The following is a 19,839-nucleotide window of genomic DNA, read 5'->3' as shown; positions in this document are numbered from 1 at the left end:
GCTCTGCTGAACTGTTTCGCAGGAATATCAGAGGGGATCGCTTTCCGGTTCCATCCAGCCGGAGAATTCCAGGATGGTATGGCGGATATCGGTCCCTTCCTTTTGGCGGGCAAAAAGCATCTGGTTGCGGTATTCCCGGGGCGTCATGTGGATCACCGCGTGAAAATGCCGGTTGAAGTTGGAAACGGAGGCGAAGCCCGCCATTTCTGAAATGGAAAGAATGGATTCCTCCGTGCTGCGCAGCAGGTTGCAGGCCTTCATGATGCGGGTGCTGTTTAAGTAATCCAGCGGGCTGGTCTGCATGATGGAATGGAAAACGCGCCGGAAATGGGTGAGGCTCATGTGGCAAAGATCGGCCAGCACCTCGATGGGGAACTGGGAGCTGTAGTGATCCTCGATATAATCCAGGGCCGGTGAGATGACCAGGGCATTTTCCGGGATGGAGTGGACTGCATCTGGCCCGGAGGAAGAGGTTGGCCCGCCGCAGGTACTTTCCGGGGCATTGGCCTGCTCCTGGATGCGGTTCAGTTCAATGGAAAGGGCGAGCAGCAGCCCTTTTACACAGGACTGGTAGTTAGGGCGTGTATGCTCCATTTCATCTATGATGGATTGGGTCAGGTAATGGATATGGGGATATTCCGCCCGGGGCAGGATATGTCTGTAATTCCGATAGGAAAACAGAGAAAGATCCGGGCCGGATTCGGAAGCCGGAAGCAGAGCGCGGAACAGCTCGGCAGGATCAAACATGATATAGGACCAGCGGCTTTCCGTACCCTTGTCCGAATAGGTGGTATGGGGAATATTACGGGGGATGCAGGTGACATCCCCCGCTTTGAAGGTCATGGGTTCGCTGTAGAACTTCATGGTGCCGCTGCAGGAATGGCAGAGGCCGATTTCCAGGCAGTTGTGGAAGTGCAGGCGGCTGCTGGGAATATCGGATATTTTCCAATGCTCCCCGCTTAGAATCAGGACGGGAAAGTCAACGGGAAGGTAGTAATTGCGGTATTCCATGACGGAATTTTTCTGTTTTGGCATATTGATTTCCTTTTTTGGGTATCTGGTGCGGCGGTATTTGTGTAGCTTTAAGGCATGCTCTGCAATCTTAATACTTTTATTTATCCCTTCCACAACTTCAAAATTGCCTGCTCTATCAACTGGAAGTTATATTAGAGAAAAGTCAAATAAATATATTCCATTTTGCCCTTTTGAATCATTAAAATATACACTGATTTGAGGCATAGGAAATTTAAATGTTTCACTTGCCCACTGGATAGCAGAAGCCGTAAATGCTTCATTTTGTATATTACAATCTTCAAACTGAATAACGCGAAGTGCAATCTTTAGAGAAGAATCTTTTTGTAATAAATTCTCTATCTGGTTACTGATTAGTTTTAGTCCACGGCAAAAACATTCTAATTCTTCGTTTGTCAGAGGTTGACTATATGGATATGGAAAAAGCATGTTTTGAAAATAGATTTGGTCTGTCAGCTTTACACAGCTTTCTTTATTTTCTACTGATTTAAGTAATTGATAGCCTGCTTCAAGTATAATTCCTATTTTCCATTTTCCAAGCATAAGTTTATAATTCGATTTTGTCCATATAAATTTTTCTATAAACGGCACCTCCTCTGAAAATTCCATATTTTTTAAGTTTATTTTGCCAATCTCCATTAGGGATTACAATGCCCGAATAAGGTGATAAAAATAAAAAGATAGTAATTACAACCACTTTGGCAAAAAAATAACGAACAGGATATGCTATAAATTGTGTAGAAAAACCATAAAAATTGTCTGCCTTCCTGAAAAATAAGCATTTTAACGGTTTTGATTTTTAAAAGCTCTAAAAAAGAATGAAATATTGCGCGGAATCTAAAATCAGGATAGCATAAATGGTTGAAATTGCAAAGTATATTATTGAAAATAAATAGAAATGGAGGGGATTATCATTTATGATAGAGACAGGCTGGAGAAGATGGCAGAATAAGTGGGAGTAGCTGTAGTGAGATGGAACAGTTACCTATTTACATAATAAAACCGGGGATATCCGGAGAAGGAGAGTGCAGGGATGCTGAAACTGGATTTTGACAGGAAAGAGATAGCGGAGGTTATTGACAGGATTGTCCATAAGACAATGAATATGGACCTGACCTGGGACTGGCCTTGCGGTGTGGCTTATTATGGAATCGCAAAGGCGTGGGAGGTTACGAAGAATGAGGAGTATCTGGAGCTTCTGAAAAACAGGGTGGATGAGTATATGGAGCTGGGGCTGCCGCCGCAGTGGACGGTGAATACGTGCGCTATGGGGCATTGCCTGATCACGCTGTATGAAGCGACCGGGGATGAGAAGTATTGGGACGTGGCGATGAGCAAGGTGGCTTATCTGCGTAAGGATGCGCTGCGGTTTGGGGACCATGTGCTGCAGCATACGGTTTCCGCAAATAATGATTTCCCGGAGCAGGCCTGGGCCGATACGCTTTTTATGGCGGCGTTTTTCCTGCTCAGAGTGGGCGTGAAGCTGAAGGATGAGGAGATTATTGAGGATGCGCTGAATCAGTATTACTGGCATATCCATTATCTGCAGAATCCGGAAACGGGGCTGTATTATCATGGCTACAATAATATAACTGGGGATCATATGTCCGGTTTTTACTGGGGCAGGGCGAATGCCTGGGCGGCGTATACCATGTCTCAGGTAGGGGCAATTCTTCCGGAGGCTTATCTGTATCCGAAGTTCCTGGAGGTGACGGGTTCGCTGAATGAGCAGCTGGCGGCACTGAAGCTTTTACAGACGGAAAATGGCCTGTGGCGGACTATTCTGGATGATGAGGAGTCTTATGAAGAGGTTTCTGCTTCCGCGGGAATAGCGGCGGCTATGCTGGAAAAAGGAAATCCCCTCCATTCCAAGTATATTAACAAGGCAATCAAGGGGCTTCTTGCCAATGTGAGTAAGGACGGCAAGGTGATGAATGTATCCGGTGGTACGGCAGTAATGAAGGATCGGGACGGTTACAGAGAGATTTCCAAACGCTGGATTCAGGGTTGGGGCCAGGGACTGGCTCTGGCATTTTTCTCGGGGCTGCTTACGGCTAATGATGCGGCGAAGGACGGCGCTTTATAATCAGACAGGAGTGTAAAAAGATGTGTGAAGTGAAAAGAAAAGGGAATTTTACCCTGCCCGGTGAGGCAGGCTATGAGAAGCTGACGTTGGAGCTGGCGGAAAAATGGGGCGCGGATGTGATCCGGGACAGTGACGGAACGGTGCTGTCAGATGAAATTTTAGATGCAGGCTATGGAATTTATTCCACCATTTGCATGATAAGGGATCATAATGAATGGGCCAGGGAGAATCAGGATAAGCTGCAGCAGTGTTTCCTTATGACCAGCCCGGCGGTGGCAGTGGAAGGTAAGCTGACTGTCTGCCTGATGGAAGGTTTTTTTGAGGAGCAGTTCCGTATTAATGACAGTGAAAATGCCATGCATTACTGGCAGGTATATGACAGGACCACGGATACGCTTGTACCGCGGGAGAAGTGGAGCTACGACAAGGCGGCCGGCAGTGTGACGGTCAATGAGCCTGCAGCCTTTCATTCCTATACGGTGAGCTTTATGGCTTATCGTATCTGGGAAGAAATCTCCATGTATAACCATACGACAAATAACTGGGATAAGGAACATCTGATGCAGATCGATCCCATGTATCCGGAGACGCAGGAGTTTTTAACGGGCTGGATGAAGGAGTGGTGCGAGACGCATCCGGCGACAACGGTAGTGCGTTTTACCTCCATGTTCTATAATTTTGTATGGATTTGGGGAAGCGATGTAAGAAACAGGAATCTGTATACGGACTGGGGCTCTTATGATTTCACGGTGAGTGAGAGGGCGCTTAACGCATTTGCGGATAAATACGGATATGAGCTTACGGCGGAGGATTTTGTCAATCAGGGCAAGCTGCATGTGACTCATATGCCGGGAAATCAGCATAAGGCCGACTGGATGGAGTTTATCAATGATTTTGTGATTTCATTTGGCCGTAAGCTGATTGATATGGTGCATGAGTACGGTAAAAAGGCATATGTATTCTACGACGACAGCTGGGTGGGAATCGAGCCTTATAACGGCAGGTTCCAGGAGTTCGGCTTTGACGGATTGATTAAGTGTGTTTTTTCAGGCTATGAAGCAAGGCTGTGCGCGGGGGTTAAGGTGGATACCCATGAGCTTCGCCTGCATCCTTATCTGTTCCCTGTGGGGCTTGGCGGCGCGCCTACCTTTATGGAGGGCGGAGATCCCACGCTGGAGGCGAAAAAGTACTGGAACAGCGTGAGAAGGGCGCTTCTGCGTGAGCCGATACAGCGGATCGGCCTGGGAGGATATCTGCATCTGGTGCAGGATTATCCGGATTTCTGCGATTATATAGAACAGGTGGGGGATGAATTCCGCACCTTTGGCAGCTTCCATGAGGAAGGAAAGTCTTACAGTATCAGGACTAAGGTGGCGGTGCTGCATTATTGGGGAAAACTGCGTTCCTGGACGCTTTCCGGACACTTCCATGAAACCTATATGAACGATTTGATACATATCAATGAAGCGTTGTCCGGCCTGCCGGTGGATGTATCCTTTATCAGCTTTGAGGACGTGTTAAACGGCGCGCTTGAGGATGTGGACGTAGTTATTAATGCGGGCTTTGCAGGCAGTGCATGGAGCGGCGGCGATGTGTGGAAGAACCCTGCGGTTGTGGAGAAGCTGACACGCTTCGTTTATGAAGGGGGCGCGTTTATCGGCGTGAATGAACCTTCCGCGGTGGAAGGCTATGATACATTTTTCCGTATGGCGCCTGTGCTGGGTGTGGATGAGGACACCGGCGCGCGTATCTGCCATGGTAAATGGCAGTTTGCCGTAGAAAACATAGAAGGCCTGATGCCGGAAGGCAGCTTCGTAAAGAAGAAAGGAGATTACCGCAAGGGAATTCCTTATCTCACCGACGGAAAAGCAAAGGTTCTGGCAGAGGACGGCGGCGTGCCTGTGTTTACAATCAATGAATTTGGAAAAGGCCTTGGAATTTATCTGGCTTCCTTTGAAAAGACGATTGAAAATACCAGATTGCTCCTGAACCTGATTTTGCTGGCGGGACGGGAGGATTTGAACGGTCTTTACCTGACGGATAATGCGAATACGGAATGCGCTTATTATCCGGGAAGCGGTCGTCTGGTGGTCATCAACAACAGTGATCAGCCGCAGACCACGGCGGTGCGGACGCAGAAGGGCAGTGTGGAGACGCAGCTGGAGCCTTACGCGACGAAGATGCTGAATATCTGATTAAAAAGGTAACAGTTCGGTTAACCGGGCTGTTACCGCAGAGGAGATAATGCGATGCAGATAGGAATCCGTTTGCATGATACAGTAAAAATGGCGCTTCCCCAGAGGCTGGCGCATACCAGGGAGCAGGGCTTTACCTGCGCCCATGTGGCCCTGGGAAAGGTGATTGATGATTTCCCCATAAAGAACACAACACTGACACCGGGCTTTGCCATGTATCTGAAAAGGCTGTTTGCCGAAAATGATCTGGATGTAGCTGTATTGGGCTGTTATCTGAACCTGGCCACACCGGACAGTACGGAGCTTGCGAAAACAATAGAAACCTACAAAGCGCAGATCCGTTTCGCTTCCTGGCTGGGAGCGGGCGTGGTGGGGACAGAGACGGGGAATCCCAATGTGTTCTATGCGCCGGACCCAGCCGCGCGTACCCGGGAGGCTTTGAATTTTTTCATTAAGAATCTGTCCTACGTGGTGGAGTATGCGGAAAAAATGGGTGTGGTGGTGGCGATTGAGCCGGTGTGCCAGCACATTGTATACAGCCCGGAACGGGCGAGGCAGGTGCTTCGTGCCATTGCTTCCCCGAACCTGCAGATCATTTTGGATCCGGTGAATCTTCTGGATGGATCCAACGCTGCAAATCAGAAGGATGTGGTAAAGAACGCCATTGATATTCTGGGAGAGGATGTGGCGGTGATCCATGTCAAGGACTTTACCGTGAAGGATGGAAAGGTGATTTCCATGGCGGCAGGGCAGGGAATTATGGACTACAGCGATCTCATTCATTTTATGAAAAAGGATAAGCCTTACATCCATGCGACGCTGGAGGATACCGTGCCGGAGAACGCGGTGGCAGCCAGAGAGTTTATGGAGAGGCTGTGGGATGAGGCGTAGGCCGAAAACATAAAAATAACAAAAGCGTAATCAGCAGGGCGGCCGGAAGGAACCGGACCTTTCTGATTACGCTTTTTTTTATGAGAAAAGGAAAACGTGGGCTTTTACGCCGCCTGTCCGCGTCCGGTGCCAATTTCCATCAGGCTGCCGGTCCCTTTCAGATATTTCATGTACACAATAGCAAAGGCGGTGGTTGAGGTGAGCGCCGCAATGCCGTCCGCAATCGGCTCCGCATAGAATGCGCTTGCCGCGGTAAAAGCGAAGGGCAGCAGGCAGGTGGCCACAAAATAGGTGGTCTTGCGGAACAGCGACAGGAACAGGGAAAGCCCGGTCATTCCCAGTGCAGTAAGGGAATCCACGAAGGTATACTGCAGGCTTAAGGGGATTATCATCATGGTAAAGGCGCGTATGCCCCAAACGGAAAGCTCTATGTATTCTGCATTATTGGTAAAAATACCTGCAAATGCCGCGGGCAGGAACCGGGAAACCAGAAACATAAAGGAAGTGAAGCCGATACACAGCATAAGCACGCAGAACACGATTTTCCGGATACGCTCCGGCTTGTTCGCACCGTAATTAAAGCTGATAAGCGGCTGGGAACCGCCGGTAATCCCCAGCATGGGGGAGGTAATCAACATCATATAGCTCTGGACGATGGTGGCGCAGGTGATGAGCGTATCCCCGTAGCCCGGCCCGCCGTGATACTGCAGGACCGCATTCATCGCAATGATGATAATGCTGTCGGTGGCCAGAATCAGGAAAGGGGAAAAACCCAGAGCCAGGATCCTTTTGACAAGTACAGGATCGGGCCTGCGCAGGTGGAGGGGGACCGGCATGCTTTTCCTGTAAAGGACGCAGAGGACGAAAATGCAGGAAGCCAGCTGGGCAAGCACCGTGGCCACCGCGGCCCCTGCGATATCCATATGGAAAACAAAGATAAACAGCGGGTCCAGTATAATGTTCAGGATGGCGCCGATGAGCGTCGTCACCATGCCTAAAAGCGGATATCCCTGGGCGGTAATAAAGTAGTTCATTCCCATGGAAAGCAGTGCAAAAAAGGTGCCGCAGGTATATATGGTCAGATAGGTATTGGCATAAGGATAGGTCACATCACTGGCGCCGAACCAATGAAGAAGCATTCCCTTGCTGAGCAGGAAAATCAGGGTCAGCGCCGCAGAAAACAGAATCAGCGTGGAAAAACAGTTCCCCAGTATTTTTTCCGCATCTTTTTTATCATTCTGTCCAAGACGCATGGAAAAGAGTATGGATCCGCCGATGCCGATGAGCGTGGCAAAGGAGGACAGAAGGGTGATGATGGGCGCGCATACGCCGGCCCCTGCCAGGGAATCGGCCCCGGCAGCCGGAATATTACCTATATAAATGCGGTCAACGATGCTGTACATAACGTTGACGAACTGAGCGAACATAAACGGGACGGATACCCTGAGCACCAGTCCTGGTACGGAATCATTTCCAAAATCATTGACATGCTTCTTTTGTGTTTTCATAGCTCCCCCCTGGTGGATAAATTGGCGTAGAAAGAATTTTCTGCACCAGCTATAGATTATAACCAACTGCGCCGCCAACTGCAAGAATTATTATCACCATTTTCTTGTAATTAACAGTCCGGCCTCCGCCCGGGCCGAATTGTTACTGCATCCGCCCATGATAAGCCGCCTCCGGCGAGGGGCGGATGCCTGCTTCTTCCACGTTTTCTCACGGTTTGTGCAGTGAATGCGCAAACCTGCCTGAACTGTTACTCTTGTAATTCTTTATAGACTCTAGTAAAATAGGAAGGTGGCCGTAATTGAAACCAATATTTGCAGCTGTATACCTATGGCTGCACCAATTTTCAGATACAGGATAGCATATGGAAAACGAAGCGGTAAAAGAGATTATTAAAACAAAGGAATTAACCTTCGATTATATCAGGCACGATGAGGAAGGAAACGAGGAGGGGACAATCCGGGCTGTGGACAATGTGAGCCTGGAGGTGAAGCAGGGTGATTTTATCGCCATCCTGGGGCACAATGGTTCCGGCAAGTCCACGCTGGCAAAGCACATCAATGCGCTGCTGGTGCCCACCTCGGGAACTGTCTGGGTGGACGGCAGGGTAACCGCTGAAGAAAGCAATGTCTGGGATATCAGGCAGACGGCGGGCATGGTGTTCCAGAATCCGGACAACCAGATCATCGGGCAGGTGGTAGAGGAGGATGTGGGCTTCGGACCGGAGAACATGGGAGTCCCCACAAAGGAAATATGGGAACGCGTGGAGGAAAGCCTGAAGGCAGTGGGAATGTACGAATACAGGAAGTATTCGCCCAATAAGCTTTCCGGCGGACAGAAGCAGAGAGTATCCATTGCGGGTGTCCTGGCCATGCATCCCAAGTGCATCGTGCTGGACGAGCCTACGGCGATGCTGGATCCCAGCGGCCGCAGGGAAGTAATACGCGCGGCACGGGCGCTGAACGATGTGGAAAATGTGACGGTTATTCTCATCACCCACTATATGGAAGAGGTCATTCATGCGGATAAGGTTTTTGTCATGGATGAGGGACAGGTGGTTATGGAAGGAACGCCGCGGGAGGTTTTTTCCAGAGTGGAGGAGCTGAAGAAGCTCCGGCTGGATGTGCCGCAGGTGACGCTGCTTGCCTATGAACTGAAAAAGAAAGGGCTTTTGCTGCCTGATGGAATCCTTACCACGGAAGAGCTGAAAAGGGAACTGCTTAAAATTACGGAGAAACAAAATGGCGATTAAACTGGAGCATGTGAATTATATATATGGCGCGGACACCGAGCTGTCTGTGGCGGCGCTGAAGGATGTATGCATTTCCATAGAGGACGGGCAGTTTATCGGGCTTATCGGGCATACCGGTTCCGGGAAATCCACGCTGGTGCAGCATCTGAACGGCCTGCTGAAGGCAACGGACGGCGCGATCTATTATAATGGAAAGAATATTTATGACAAAGATTATAATATGAAGGAGCTGCGCAGCAAGGTGGGGCTGGTATTCCAGTACCCGGAACATCAGCTTTTTGAAATCGATGTTTTTACCGATGTATGCTTCGGACCGAAGAACCTGGGGCTTTCCAGGGAAGAGACGGAAGGCCGGGCCAGGGAAGCTCTGGAGCTTGTGGGAATCGGTGAGGAATATTATCAGCAGTCACCCTTTGACCTGTCCGGCGGGCAGAAAAGAAGAGTGGCCATTGCGGGCGTGCTTGCCATGAAACCGGATGTGCTTGTCCTGGACGAGCCTACCGCAGGGCTGGACCCGAAGGGAAGAGATGAGATACTGGGGGAGATCTCAGAACTGCGTGAAAAGACAGGAATGACGATTGTGCTGGTATCCCACAGTATGGAGGATGTTGCCAATTATGTAAACCGTATTATTGTGATGAACAAGGGCAGCGTGATGTATGACGATGAGCCGAAAAAGGTGTTCCGCCACGTAAAAGAGCTGGAAGCGGTGGGACTTGCTGCCCCTTCGGTGACTTATATCATGCATACGCTGAAGGAAGCGGGGCTTGCGGTGGAAACGGACGCAACCACGCTGACGGAGGCCAGGGATGCCATTCTGGCTGCCTGCGGCTGCGGGAAGGAAAAATAGGCTATGTTAAGAGACATTACATTAGGGCAGTATTATCAGACCGAATCGGTGGTGCACCGGCTGGATCCAAGGGTCAAGCTGATGGCCACGGTGATTTTTATTATATCGTTGTTTGTGGTGAATAATTTCTGGGGCTATCTGCTGGCGGCAGGGTTCCTGGCGCTTGTTATCCGCCTTTCCCACGTCCCCTTTAAATTCATGGTCAAGGGCATGAAGGCGATATTGCTTCTGCTGATCCTGACCGTGGTATTCAATCTTTTTCTGACGCCGGGAGAACCGCTGATTACGTTGTGGAAGCTGACTATTACAAAAGAGGGCCTGATAACGGCAATTAAAATGGCAGTGCGTCTGAGCTTTCTGATTATCGGCTCCTCCGTCATGACGCTGACAACAACGCCGAATAATCTTACGGACGGAATGGAAAGCCTGCTTCATCCGCTGAAGAGAATCCATGTGCCGGTTCATGAAATTTCAATGATGATGTCCATCGCCCTTCGTTTTATCCCTATCCTTTTGGAGGAAACGGATAAAATCATGAAAGCCCAGATTGCCAGGGGAGCAGACTTTGAGAGCGGGAATCTGATTAAAAAGGCCAAAAGCATGGTGCCTCTTCTTGTACCGCTTTTTATTTCCGCCTTCCGGCGTGCCAATGACCTTGCCATGGCGATGGAAGCGCGCTGCTACCGGGGCGGGGACGGCAGGACGAAGATGAAGCCCCTGATTTATAAAAAGAGGGATTATACCGCCTATGGTATATTGGCGCTTTACCTGACGGCCGCTGTTGTAATAGGAAGGATTTTACTATGAAAAGAGTGATGCTGACGGTTGCCTACGACGGTACGAACTATCACGGATGGCAGCTGCAGTCCAATGGAATCAGCATTGAAGAGGTTTTAAACCGCTGCCTGACGCAGCTTTTGAAGGAGCCTGTGCAGGTCATAGGAGCCAGCCGGACGGACGCAGGCGTGCACGCCTGGGGGAATATTGCGGTATTTGACACGCAGGCGCGCATGCCCGGGGAAAAGTTTTCCTACGCATTGAACCAGCGCCTTCCGGAGGATATCCGCATCCGGGATTCCAGGGAGGTGCCCGCGGATTTCCATCCCAGAAAAACGGATAGCATAAAAACCTATGAATACCGCATCCTGAATGAAGAATTTCCCAACCCGGTGAAGCGGCTTTACAGCCATTTTACTTATATCCCGCTGGATGAAAAAAGAATGCGGGAAGCGGCGCTTCTGTTTGTGGGAGAGCATGATTTCAAAAGCTTCTGCAGCGTCAACGCCCAGGTGGAATCCACGGTGCGCACTATTTACAGCTGTGATGTGGCGCGGGAAGGGACGGAGCTTATCATCCGCATTTCGGGGGCGGGCTTCCTATATAATATGGTACGCATCATTGCGGGGACGCTGATGGAAATCGGCAGCGGCAAATATCCCCCGGAAGCGGTAAAGGAAATGCTGGAGGCTAAGAACAGGGCGGCGGCAGGCCCCACGGCACCTGCCAGAGGGCTGACGCTGATTTCCTATGAATTTCCTGCGCTGAAGGAGAAGGCCGGGCAGCAGGCGGCTGAGGAAAAATCGGAGAAAACGGTATGAGAAGGATACTTGTGGTAAATGATGACGGCATAGGCGCCGAAGGAATTGTCAGGCTGGCGGCAGCGGCAAAGAACCTGGGAGAGGTGTGGGTGGTGGCGCCCGGACAGCAGTGCAGCGCCATGTCCCACTGCATTACGGTGCGGGGAAGCTTGCAAATCAGGCAGGAGGATTTCCCGGTACCGGGCGTCATGGCCTACAGCGTGGCGGGAACGCCCGCCGACTGTGTGAAAGTGGGAATCCGCCACCTTATGCAGGACAGGCCTGATGTGGTATTTTCAGGAATCAACTGCGGTTATAATGTGGGCGTGGATATTTTATATTCAGGAACCGTGGGCGCAGCCATGGAGGCGTTGCTGAACGGGATACCTGCCATCGCTTTTTCCGAAGAACGGGGCGGGACGAGCGAGGTGGCGGATGCCTGCCTTCTGTCAGTGGCCGAAAAATTGCTGGAAGCGGGCTGTGCGCCGGATGAAATATGGAATGTGAATTTTCCCGGCTGCCCCTTGCGGGAGCTTCGGGGAATCCGTGAAAACCGTATCCCGGAGAAAACACAGTTTTATATGGATAATTATCTGGTGGAGGAAGGCCCGGAGGGAGGTCTGCAGCTTTCCGTCTGCGGGATCCCGTCCAAAGCGGCGGCGCCCGGAACGGATATGGAAGCGGTCCTGGAGCGGTATATTTCCATCGGAAAAATAAGAAACACGGTCCTGGGAGCTAAGGGTAGGACGGACGAACCTGAAAATGCCCTGTTTTAGGCGCAAAAAGGCCAATTTTCTACGAATTTTCTTAAGAAAAGATATTGACACGCGCGGATCCGTATAATATAATAACTCAATGTGACGATGTTGAAAAATGTCTTACCAAAGCCCCGGAAAGACATTTTGATATATAAATAATACGTGGAAAGCTCCAATTCCCAGAGCGATACCACGTGAGCCAGTCATACGGACCAAAGGGTCCAAATCCGTACAAATCGATGGAGGTATACTATGAAGACATTTATGGCTAATCCGGCTAAGATTGATAGAAAATGGTATGTTGTTGATGCAGAAGGCCAGACACTGGGCCGCCTTGCATCCGAAATTGCCAAGGTTTTAAGAGGAAAGAACAAACCGGAGTTCACTCCTCATGTTGATACAGGAGATTACGTAATCGTAATCAATGCAGAGAAGATTCAGGTAACCGGAAAGAAGATGGACCAGAAGGTTTACTATCATCACTCCGATTACGTAGGCGGAATGAAAGAAGTTACCCTGAAAGAGAAAATGGCTAAGAAACCTGAACAGGTTATCGAACTGGCTGTTAAGGGTATGCTCCCCAAGGGACCTTTAGGAAGACAGATGTACACGAAACTTCACGTATATGCAGGACCGGAGCACAAGCATGAAGCTCAGAAACCTGAAGTACTGACATTTTAATCCAAAGGAATCTATTAAGGAGGAAATAGAAAATGGCTAACGCAGCAAAATATTACGGAACTGGCAGAAGAAAAAAATCTATCGCAAGAGTATATCTTGTACCTGGAAAAGGTGATATTACTATTAATAAAAGACCCATCGATGAGTACTTCGGACTGGAGACTCTGAAGGTTATCGTTCGTCAGCCCCTGACAGCTACGGAAACAGACGGCAAATTTGACGTTCTGGTTAACGTAAAGGGCGGCGGATACACAGGACAGGCTGGCGCCATCAGACACGGCATCGCAAGAGCGCTTCTTGAAGCTGATACAGAATTCAGACCTACTCTGAAGAAAGCAGGCTTCCTGACACGTGACCCTCGTATGAAAGAAAGAAAGAAATATGGTCTCAAGGCAGCACGTCGTGCGCCTCAGTTCAGCAAGAGATAATCAGCTGGCGGGAGATATCAAAATGGTTCAAAAACCCCGGAAAATCAAGACTTTCCGGGGTTTTTCTATGCCCCAAAGGGCTGATATGGTTTGAACTGGTTTTGCGTGCGGCTGATTTGGAATGGAATGCGGTACATATCTGCAAAGCCTGTGCCTCTTTACCATCGGAAAAGAAGTCTGAAATGATGAGGATGAACCATTTGAATAACCAACAACGGTCTGTTTATCAGGCCGTTATTTTTTTGAGAGGAGCTGTCTGCAACTGCCACAGAGGGCTTGACTTTGGTTCCAGCTTGGGTTGTTTTTTCAGATTAACCTATGTAGCAGTAATCGGAGTGGACTGTACAAAAGTTTGGAATACGTTACCTTCAATAAATTCAGGTGTCCTCCCGGTATCAATTATCAATGAAGATTTGTATAACATCTTCAAACAGTTTTACCGTAGTCGTTTTTCATCAGATGTGCATGGAATCGGCCTGGGCCTGCCGTTGGCAAAAGCTATTACAGAAGCGCACGGAGAGACAATTTCTGTGATCAGTACATTGCATGAGGGAATTGTTTTTGCATTGAATTTTTTCAATCTTACAAATGAGTAAGACAGGGGTCACTTGAAAGTAAGCCAAAGGAGGTATGATGAACCTGTAAGATAGGAGGTATATAAAATGAATATTTTTGAAGTACAAGACCTGTGTAAGAGCTATGGTACAGGTGAATCTGCGGTTCACGCATTGAGACATGTAACCTTTTCTGTACGTAAAGGCGAATTTATCGCCATCATCGGTGAATCCGGTTCCGGAAAAAGTCCCCTTTTGAATGTAGAGGGCGCTTTTCACACCAGCACAGCAGATCGAATTTTCAATATGTCCGACGGTGTGTTGAAGGAATTGGGGGTGTCATCTCATTGAAAAGCTATCTTGAGTTAGTTTCAATATCCGGAAAAGTTCACCGAAGACAGAGCCGAATGACCCGTATCTGCATTATCTTGGCTGTATTTCTGGTCGCTGTCATATTCGGGTTGGCCGATATGGATATACAAAGTATGACAGAACAAACACGCCATCAGACTGGAGACTGGCATTGTAAATTTACTTCTATCGACAAAATTACATCTGATTATATTGCGGCACGACCTGAAACAGGTTTGTCAGGTTGGGAAGGAACGATTCCCCCGGAAGCTGGATATTCTTTTTGTGAGCAGCCTGTTTCGTTTTATGGTATGGATGAAACAATATTTTCTCATATATATTTGGGGAGTTTCATTTCTGGACATAGCCCAAAGTCTGCCGAAGAAGCCGCAGTTTCCGTGACATTGGCACAGACAGCAGGATTGGTGACAGGTGATACCATTACAGTAAATGCTCCTGATGGCAGTCCGTCACAACTGACAATTTCCGGTATTTATGAGAATGCCGCTGACACGCTGACCACGGAAAATACAAATGTTGTATTATTGACACTCAAAGGTTTGGCTGATTTTGACTCATCTGATTTATCAGCGAAATGGCAATACGCAGTACGTTTCTCTCCGTTTTGTAATGTTTTATCAAACATCACGGATATAATCCGGAAATACAAAATATCTGAAACACAAGTAGTTCAAAACATGGAACTGCTTAGCATGTTGGGACAGGTGCCGGGTTCAAATGTGTCAGAAATTTATTCTATGGCATTGTTGCTTTCAATCGTAGTGATGGGAACCTGCATTATGATGATCTCCAGTAGTCTGAACAGTGATATCAGTCAGAGAATCAAGTTTTTTGGTCTGATGCGTTGCCTTGGTGCTACTCGACGCCAGATTTTGCGTTATGTACGCAGGGAGGCATTGCAATGGTGCGTTACCGCCATACCGATCGGCACTGGCCTCAGTATCGTGGTGGTTTGGGGCCTGTGTGCGGTTATGAGACAGCTCAGTAATGCATGGTTCGGCTATCTGCCCGTTTTCGGCATTAGTTGGTTGGGTATTGGAGCCGGTAGCGTATTGGGGCTTATTACCGTTTTACTTGCGGCCCGTTCGCCGGCCAAAATGGCGGCCAAAGCTTCGCCATTGGAAGCAGTCACCGGCAATTCCCGGCAAAATACCTCATTTCGCCATGGGGCGAATACTCATCGGTGGCATGTGGAGACAGCCTTGGGGATTTATCATGCAAAAGCAAAGCGGAAAAGTTTCTTTCTGATGACCGGTGCGTTTGCCGTCTGCATTACGCTTTTTTTAGGGTTCTGTACTCTGGTTCCCTTTATAGAAAATGCTTTTATGCCGAAAGCATGGGCAGCTGAAATTTCTGTTGTCAGCAAAACGAACACCTGCTCTATCCCCGCAGACCGGAGGGATGCCGTGGCTGAAAATTCCAGTGTCAGTCGTGTATTTGGCCGAATGTTCGCCTATGACGTTCCTATTGAAATAAACGGAACATCCTATAACAGTAATATAATATCCTATGAAGAAAATCAATTTCATTGGGCAAAGGAACAGTTAACTTCCGGTTCCATAGAAACTGTGATGAATACTCCCGGACAAATTCTATTTGTAGCCAGTAGTGATACAGAGGTACAACCTGGAGATAGCATCTTTTTGACAATAAACGGAAATGAGAAAAAAGTTACTGTCGGTGGTATTTTGTCCGATAGCCCGCTGGCCCGTGCGGATGGAATCGAAACGATTATCTGTTCTGAAGAAACATTTACCCGGCTGACAGGAGCAACGGGGTACACTATTCTGGATATACAGTTTTACTTTGGCGCTGACGAAGAAGATGCAGCTGTTGTAGAATCACTTTTTGACGGAGGTGTCTCTTTTTCAAATAATTTGAGCAGGGTGCAGCAACAGCGAGGACTTTATTACGCATTTGCAGCAATGATATATGGATTCCTGTCCATTATTGTAGCTATTACCGTTTTCCATATCATGAATACAATTAGAATGGGAGTATCTGCGCGTACCCGCCAATATGGAGTTATGCGTGCTATCGGCATGAGCAATCAACAGCTTACACGCATGATTGCTGCGGAATCTGCCTCCTATTCTGTGGGGGGTATTGTTCTGGGCTGCATTTTCGGACTGTGGTTTCATTGGTTTTTGTATTCCAGCCTTATTACACGCACTTTTGGAATTCCGTGGAGTATCCCGTGGCTGGAATTGTTCTTGATTATAGGTGTCATTCTGGCAACTACAGTACTGTCAGTACATGGACCTGCCAGAAGGTTGCACGGCATGTCGATTGTGGAAAATATTAGCTCCCAGTAAAAGCATAGTGTTATATTATAGACTTTAACTTTTTGCAGGGGAGGTTAATTCACAGGCCGCCTTGATACTTGCAGGATATGCTCACGGTGGACAAATTCGAATCCAATGCAGGTTTGAGGAAGACTCCAGCACGTGTAATCCAAACAGATTTCTTTTTACTACCAGATTAATGGCTTCCGGGCGTAGTCCGGCCCAGCAGCATAAGCGTTTTGAAATGCAAAACGGAGCCCTTTCATTACTATTTGTGCCGCCGCCTGGCGGCGGAATGAAGATTATTATGTCTATACATAGGAGGCTGTTGAGGTTTGTCCGGTGGCTTTTGAGATATTTTAAAGACTGAAAAGAGAATATGGTTTCAGGTCCAGATAGCAGCCTTTTTCTTAGAAGATGATTATTGAATTTTTATAATCTTTTTCTTATTAAAGAAGAAAAACAACACCCCCGCGGCATCCGCCAGGAACCAGCCGATAGGGATGGACCACCAGATAGCGGAAGTCCCGAAGGCCGGAATTGGTGCGAGCATGTAAGAAAGAAGAACACGGGTTCCCAGGGAAATGACGGTGAGGACAACGGAAATTCCCGGCCGGCCAAGCCCTCTGTAAAGGCCGTAGAACAGGAAGAGAAATCCAATGGCAAAATAGCAGGCGCCTTCGATACGCAGGTAGCCTGCGCCGATTGTTATGATTTCCAGTTCTTCGGGGCGTATAAAGATAAGCATGAGCCGTTCTGCAAACAGAAGGACAACGGCGGAGATAAACAGGCAGAACAGGAAGGAGCACAGGAAGGCGGAGCGGATACCTTTTTGGATCCTGTCAGTTTTGCCGGCGCCCAGGTTTTGGGCGATAAAGGTGGAAAAGCCGTTGCCGAAGTCCTGGACAGGCATGTAGGCAAAGGAATCGATTTTAACTGCGGCGGCAAAGGCGGCCATGACCGTGACGCCGAAGCTGTTGACCAGTCCCTGGACCATAAGGATGCCAAAATTCATTACAGACTGCTGGACGCTGGTCAGGAGGGAATACTGAAGAAGTTCTTTTAAGAGCAGGCGATCAAAATGCAGGGTTTTCGGCCGGATACGGTGCAGGGAGAGCCTGCGTATGGTATAAACGGCCAATAGAAGGGCGGAAAATGCCTGTGATATGATGGTTGCCCATGCGGCTCCTGCAATTCCCATACCAAAAGAAATCACAAAAAGTAAATCAAGCGCGATATTCATGAGCGCGGAAAGCGCAAGGAAAAGAAGCGGCACAAGGGAATTCCCCAAAGCACGAAGCAGCGATGAGAAATAATTGTACAGGAAAGTAAAAAAAAGTCCGTATAAAATGACCTGCAGGTAGCTTCTGGTTTCCGGGCGTATGCTTACAGGAATGTGCAGGAGCGTCATGATAGGATCCAGCAGGAGCAGGGCAGGAAGATTGATTAAAATAGTAATCAGCCCGATCATAATGAAGGAAAGAAGAAAACATGCATGAAGGCGCTGCGTATTGCCGGCGCCATACAGTATGGAGAAGCTGATCCCGCTTCCCATGCAAAGCCCGAGGATAACGGAGGTCAGAAATACCATCAGGGTAAAAGAGGAGCCTACGGCAGCAAGCGCATCCGCGCCAAGAAAACGGCCGACAATCAGAGTGTCCACAACATTATAAAGCTGCTGGAGCAGGTTGCCCAGGATAATAGGAGCTGAAAAAAGCAGAATGGATTTGGTGATGGGGCCGTGAATAAGTTTTTTCTCCAAGGGAATTCTCCTTTTGTAATTACATATTGAAAGTTTAAACTTACATTTTGTAAGTAAAAGATAACACTTTACATGCGGCATGTCAATTATTATAATGATATAGAAGAAAATATTTTAATAATGGTATAAAAGAAAACATTATGCAATGGGACAAAAGGTAATGGGCAGCAGGAAGGGGTAAAGGGCGGCATGTTTTTGAGCGGATTGGATGAAACGGACAGGCAGATTGTGGAGGCGCTGATACGGAATGCCAGGATTTCCTATTCGGATTTGGGAGAACTGGTGGGTCTGTCCCGTGTGGCTGTAAAGTCCAGAATCGATGCTCTGGAGAAAAGAGGAATTATAGAAGAGTATACAACGATAATTAATCCGCAGAAGCTGAGCGGCGCGGTATCCTGTTACTTTGAAATAGAGACAGAGCCTTCCAGTCTGAAGACAGTCACTGATATTCTGGAAAAAAATGAGATGGTGACCCAGATTTATCTGGTGTCAGGGAGGAGCAGGCTGCATGTTCATGCGGTGGCGGCTTCCCAGGAAGAGCTGGAAAGCTTCCTGGAACAGACGATGCACCGTCTTCCCGGCGTGCGGGATATGAGCTGTAATATAATTCTTTCCAGGGTGAAGGATATTAAAGGACTTCGGTTATGATGGAAAGCAGCACGGAAAGGCAGGGGAAAATGAAGATAGGGGCATTCCAGTTTGCCGGAAGCGGTGACATGGAATATAATTTTGCAAAGATATCTGAGGGAATCCGGCAGGCGGCAGGGGCTGATGTGCGGTTCCTAGCTTTTTATGAATGTGCATTGACGGGATATCCGCCGTTGGAAGTCAGTATGGAGTGTATTGATTTCGAGGCTGCGGAGAAATACTGTGCCCAGGTGCAGATGTTTGCGGTGAAGTATCGTATGTATATTGCGTTGGGGTGTGCAGTTCGGCGCGGCGGCAGGATATTTAATTCCGTCAGGGTATTTTCCCCGAGAGGAGGAGAACTTCCGGCTTATGATAAAAGGGCGCTCTGGGGATGGGACCGGGAGAATTTTTATGAAGGCGGCAGCGATGGAATCTATGATATCGATGGCTTAAGAATTGGCATCCGTATTTGTTTTGAAGTAAGGTTTCCGGAGTATTTCCGGGAATTATACAGGCAGGGGGCTGATTTGGGAGTAGTCTGTTTCTGTGATATTTCAGAGACGGATAATCCGGACAGGTATGAGCTCATAAAAGCACACCTGAGAACAAGGGCTGTGGAAAACGTGATGCCTGTATTGGCTGTGAATGACGCAGGTCCATTCCAGACTGCACCGACGGCGTTTTTTGACAGGGACGGTAAGGTATTTGCGGAGTGCAGAAGGAATGAAACGGAGCTGTTAGTTTGGGAAGTTGAGAAGCTGCCGGATACTTTTGGGCAGGCGGGGAGAAAATATGTGAATGGCCGCCTGTCGTTAAGTAGACCGCAGCATGTATCGCCCTGCATTGCGCAGACAGAAGGGACAGGTGGCTGACAGAAGAATACCTTTTTATAAAACGATATTGCGTTGTGAGCATGTTATCTGCCGGGAGGCGGTTCTGCTTTTTGTAAATATTGCGTGAGACAGTAAGATTCTTAATTT

The 19,839-nt window shown here is 48.4% G+C and carries 17 protein-coding genes and 2 pseudogenes; 15 read left to right on the top strand and 4 right to left on the bottom strand.

All coding sequences use genetic code 11. From position 1 onward, the window contains the following. Positions 1-27: 27 nt before the first annotated feature. Entirely contained in the window at positions 28-1,035 is a 1,008-nt protein-coding gene (locus DXC51_RS15975) for an AraC family transcriptional regulator (RefSeq protein ID WP_025487406.1), read from the bottom strand. A 126-nt stretch (positions 1,036-1,161) separates the two neighbouring features. Then, positions 1,162-1,671 (bottom strand): hypothetical protein, encoded by a 510-nt coding sequence (locus DXC51_RS15970; protein WP_147331885.1) that lies wholly within the window; start codon positions 1,669-1,671, stop codon positions 1,162-1,164. Between the two features lie 394 nt (positions 1,672-2,065). Between DXC51_RS15970 and DXC51_RS15965 the strand changes: the two genes are divergently transcribed. From DXC51_RS15965 to DXC51_RS15955, 3 genes are read left to right on the top strand one after another with little or no spacing between them, the layout of a single operon-like run. Continuing rightward, on the top strand, positions 2,066-3,118 hold the full coding sequence (locus DXC51_RS15965) for a glycoside hydrolase family 88/105 protein (RefSeq protein WP_021633739.1): 1,053 nt from the start codon (positions 2,066-2,068) through the stop codon (positions 3,116-3,118). A gap of 20 nt (positions 3,119-3,138) precedes the next feature. Next, the gene (gene gnpA, locus DXC51_RS15960) at positions 3,139-5,313 is read left to right on the top strand and encodes a 1,3-beta-galactosyl-N-acetylhexosamine phosphorylase (protein WP_117544900.1); all 2,175 of its coding nucleotides are present in this window, start codon (positions 3,139-3,141) and stop codon (positions 5,311-5,313) included. Between the two features lie 54 nt (positions 5,314-5,367). Next, the gene (locus DXC51_RS15955; protein ID WP_021633741.1) at positions 5,368-6,204 is read left to right on the top strand and encodes a sugar phosphate isomerase/epimerase family protein; all 837 of its coding nucleotides are present in this window, start codon (positions 5,368-5,370) and stop codon (positions 6,202-6,204) included. A 104-nt stretch (positions 6,205-6,308) separates the two neighbouring features. Here the strand turns inward: DXC51_RS15955 and DXC51_RS15950 are convergent, their stop codons facing one another. Next, the gene (locus DXC51_RS15950) at positions 6,309-7,712 is read right to left on the bottom strand and encodes an MATE family efflux transporter (RefSeq protein WP_025487403.1); all 1,404 of its coding nucleotides are present in this window, start codon (positions 7,710-7,712) and stop codon (positions 6,309-6,311) included. Between the two features lie 362 nt (positions 7,713-8,074). On the opposite strand from DXC51_RS15950, the gene DXC51_RS15945 reads away from it, so the two are divergent. The 10 genes and pseudogenes from DXC51_RS15945 (at position 8,075) to DXC51_RS15900 (ending at position 16,497) form a co-directional block, all read left to right on the top strand. Further along, on the top strand, positions 8,075-8,962 hold the full coding sequence (locus DXC51_RS15945; RefSeq protein ID WP_044913982.1) for an energy-coupling factor transporter ATPase: 888 nt from the start codon (positions 8,075-8,077) through the stop codon (positions 8,960-8,962). After that, positions 8,952-9,812, top strand: coding sequence for an energy-coupling factor transporter ATPase (locus DXC51_RS15940; RefSeq protein WP_025487401.1), 861 nt, complete (start codon positions 8,952-8,954; stop codon positions 9,810-9,812). The genes DXC51_RS15945 and DXC51_RS15940 overlap by 11 nt, the downstream gene beginning before the upstream one ends. A gap of 3 nt (positions 9,813-9,815) precedes the next feature. Continuing rightward, positions 9,816-10,619: an energy-coupling factor transporter transmembrane component T family protein gene (locus tag DXC51_RS15935; RefSeq protein WP_025487400.1), complete on the top strand. Its 804-nt coding sequence runs from the start codon at positions 9,816-9,818 to the stop codon at positions 10,617-10,619. Then, on the top strand, positions 10,616-11,410 hold the full coding sequence (truA, locus tag DXC51_RS15930) for a tRNA pseudouridine(38-40) synthase TruA (RefSeq protein WP_044913980.1): 795 nt from the start codon (positions 10,616-10,618) through the stop codon (positions 11,408-11,410). The genes DXC51_RS15935 and truA overlap by 4 nt, the downstream gene beginning before the upstream one ends. Further along, positions 11,407-12,165 carry a 5'/3'-nucleotidase SurE gene (gene surE / locus DXC51_RS15925; protein ID WP_025487399.1) on the top strand — a complete coding sequence of 253 codons (759 nt, stop codon included), beginning with the start codon at positions 11,407-11,409 and terminating at the stop codon, positions 12,163-12,165. The genes truA and surE overlap by 4 nt, the downstream gene beginning before the upstream one ends. A gap of 234 nt (positions 12,166-12,399) precedes the next feature. Then, positions 12,400-12,828: a 50S ribosomal protein L13 gene (gene rplM, locus DXC51_RS15920; protein ID WP_021633750.1), complete on the top strand. Its 429-nt coding sequence runs from the start codon at positions 12,400-12,402 to the stop codon at positions 12,826-12,828. A 32-nt stretch (positions 12,829-12,860) separates the two neighbouring features. Then, positions 12,861-13,256, top strand: coding sequence for a 30S ribosomal protein S9 (gene rpsI, locus DXC51_RS15915; RefSeq protein WP_021633751.1), 396 nt, complete (start codon positions 12,861-12,863; stop codon positions 13,254-13,256). A gap of 398 nt (positions 13,257-13,654) precedes the next feature. Beyond that, a pseudogene (locus tag DXC51_RS30760) lies at positions 13,655-13,852 on the top strand (ATP-binding protein); the annotation flags it as partial. Positions 13,853-13,918: 66 nt separating this feature from the next. After that, positions 13,919-14,113 (top strand): annotated as a pseudogene (locus DXC51_RS15905) (ATP-binding cassette domain-containing protein); the annotation flags it as partial. A gap of 44 nt (positions 14,114-14,157) precedes the next feature. Beyond that, positions 14,158-16,497, top strand: a complete 2,340-nt coding sequence (locus DXC51_RS15900) for an ABC transporter permease (RefSeq protein ID WP_025487396.1) — start codon at positions 14,158-14,160, stop codon at positions 16,495-16,497. A 391-nt stretch (positions 16,498-16,888) separates the two neighbouring features. Here the strand turns inward: DXC51_RS15900 and DXC51_RS15895 are convergent, their stop codons facing one another. Further along, positions 16,889-18,229 (bottom strand): MATE family efflux transporter, encoded by a 1,341-nt coding sequence (locus DXC51_RS15895; protein ID WP_025487395.1) that lies wholly within the window; start codon positions 18,227-18,229, stop codon positions 16,889-16,891. A gap of 189 nt (positions 18,230-18,418) precedes the next feature. Between DXC51_RS15895 and DXC51_RS15890 the strand changes: the two genes are divergently transcribed. Continuing rightward, a complete protein-coding gene (locus DXC51_RS15890; protein WP_025487394.1) occupies positions 18,419-18,877 on the top strand; it encodes an Lrp/AsnC family transcriptional regulator in 459 nt (152 codons plus the stop codon). Then, on the top strand, positions 18,874-19,731 hold the full coding sequence (locus DXC51_RS15885) for a carbon-nitrogen hydrolase family protein (protein WP_117544899.1): 858 nt from the start codon (positions 18,874-18,876) through the stop codon (positions 19,729-19,731). Before DXC51_RS15890 ends, DXC51_RS15885 begins: the two co-directional genes overlap by 4 nt. The last annotated feature ends 108 nt before the right edge of the window (positions 19,732-19,839 follow it).

It is taken from the genome of Eisenbergiella massiliensis (assembly GCF_003435485.1).
Note: the sequence above shows the minus strand (reverse complement) of the source record. Positions and strands in the feature narration are given on the sequence as shown.

What these genes read in the sequence shown, in the direction of transcription:
- DXC51_RS15975 (WP_025487406.1), bottom strand. Translation starts at nt 1,035, where the DNA reads ATGCCAAAACAGAAAAATTCCGTCATGGAATACCGCAATTACTACCTT.
- DXC51_RS15970 (WP_147331885.1), bottom strand. Translation starts at nt 1,671, where the DNA reads ATGGAGATTGGCAAAATAAACTTAAAAAATATGGAATTTTCAGAGGAG.
- DXC51_RS15965 (WP_021633739.1), top strand. Translation starts at nt 2,066, where the DNA reads ATGCTGAAACTGGATTTTGACAGGAAAGAGATAGCGGAGGTTATTGAC.
- gnpA (WP_117544900.1), top strand. Translation starts at nt 3,139, where the DNA reads ATGTGTGAAGTGAAAAGAAAAGGGAATTTTACCCTGCCCGGTGAGGCA.
- DXC51_RS15955 (WP_021633741.1), top strand. Translation starts at nt 5,368, where the DNA reads ATGCAGATAGGAATCCGTTTGCATGATACAGTAAAAATGGCGCTTCCC.
- DXC51_RS15950 (WP_025487403.1), bottom strand. Translation starts at nt 7,712, where the DNA reads ATGAAAACACAAAAGAAGCATGTCAATGATTTTGGAAATGATTCCGTA.
- DXC51_RS15945 (WP_044913982.1), top strand. Translation starts at nt 8,075, where the DNA reads ATGGAAAACGAAGCGGTAAAAGAGATTATTAAAACAAAGGAATTAACC.
- DXC51_RS15940 (WP_025487401.1), top strand. Translation starts at nt 8,952, where the DNA reads ATGGCGATTAAACTGGAGCATGTGAATTATATATATGGCGCGGACACC.
- DXC51_RS15935 (WP_025487400.1), top strand. Translation starts at nt 9,816, where the DNA reads ATGTTAAGAGACATTACATTAGGGCAGTATTATCAGACCGAATCGGTG.
- truA (WP_044913980.1), top strand. Translation starts at nt 10,616, where the DNA reads ATGAAAAGAGTGATGCTGACGGTTGCCTACGACGGTACGAACTATCAC.
- surE (WP_025487399.1), top strand. Translation starts at nt 11,407, where the DNA reads ATGAGAAGGATACTTGTGGTAAATGATGACGGCATAGGCGCCGAAGGA.
- rplM (WP_021633750.1), top strand. Translation starts at nt 12,400, where the DNA reads ATGAAGACATTTATGGCTAATCCGGCTAAGATTGATAGAAAATGGTAT.
- rpsI (WP_021633751.1), top strand. Translation starts at nt 12,861, where the DNA reads ATGGCTAACGCAGCAAAATATTACGGAACTGGCAGAAGAAAAAAATCT.
- DXC51_RS15890 (WP_025487394.1), top strand. Translation starts at nt 18,419, where the DNA reads ATGTTTTTGAGCGGATTGGATGAAACGGACAGGCAGATTGTGGAGGCG.
- DXC51_RS15885 (WP_117544899.1), top strand. Translation starts at nt 18,874, where the DNA reads ATGATGGAAAGCAGCACGGAAAGGCAGGGGAAAATGAAGATAGGGGCA.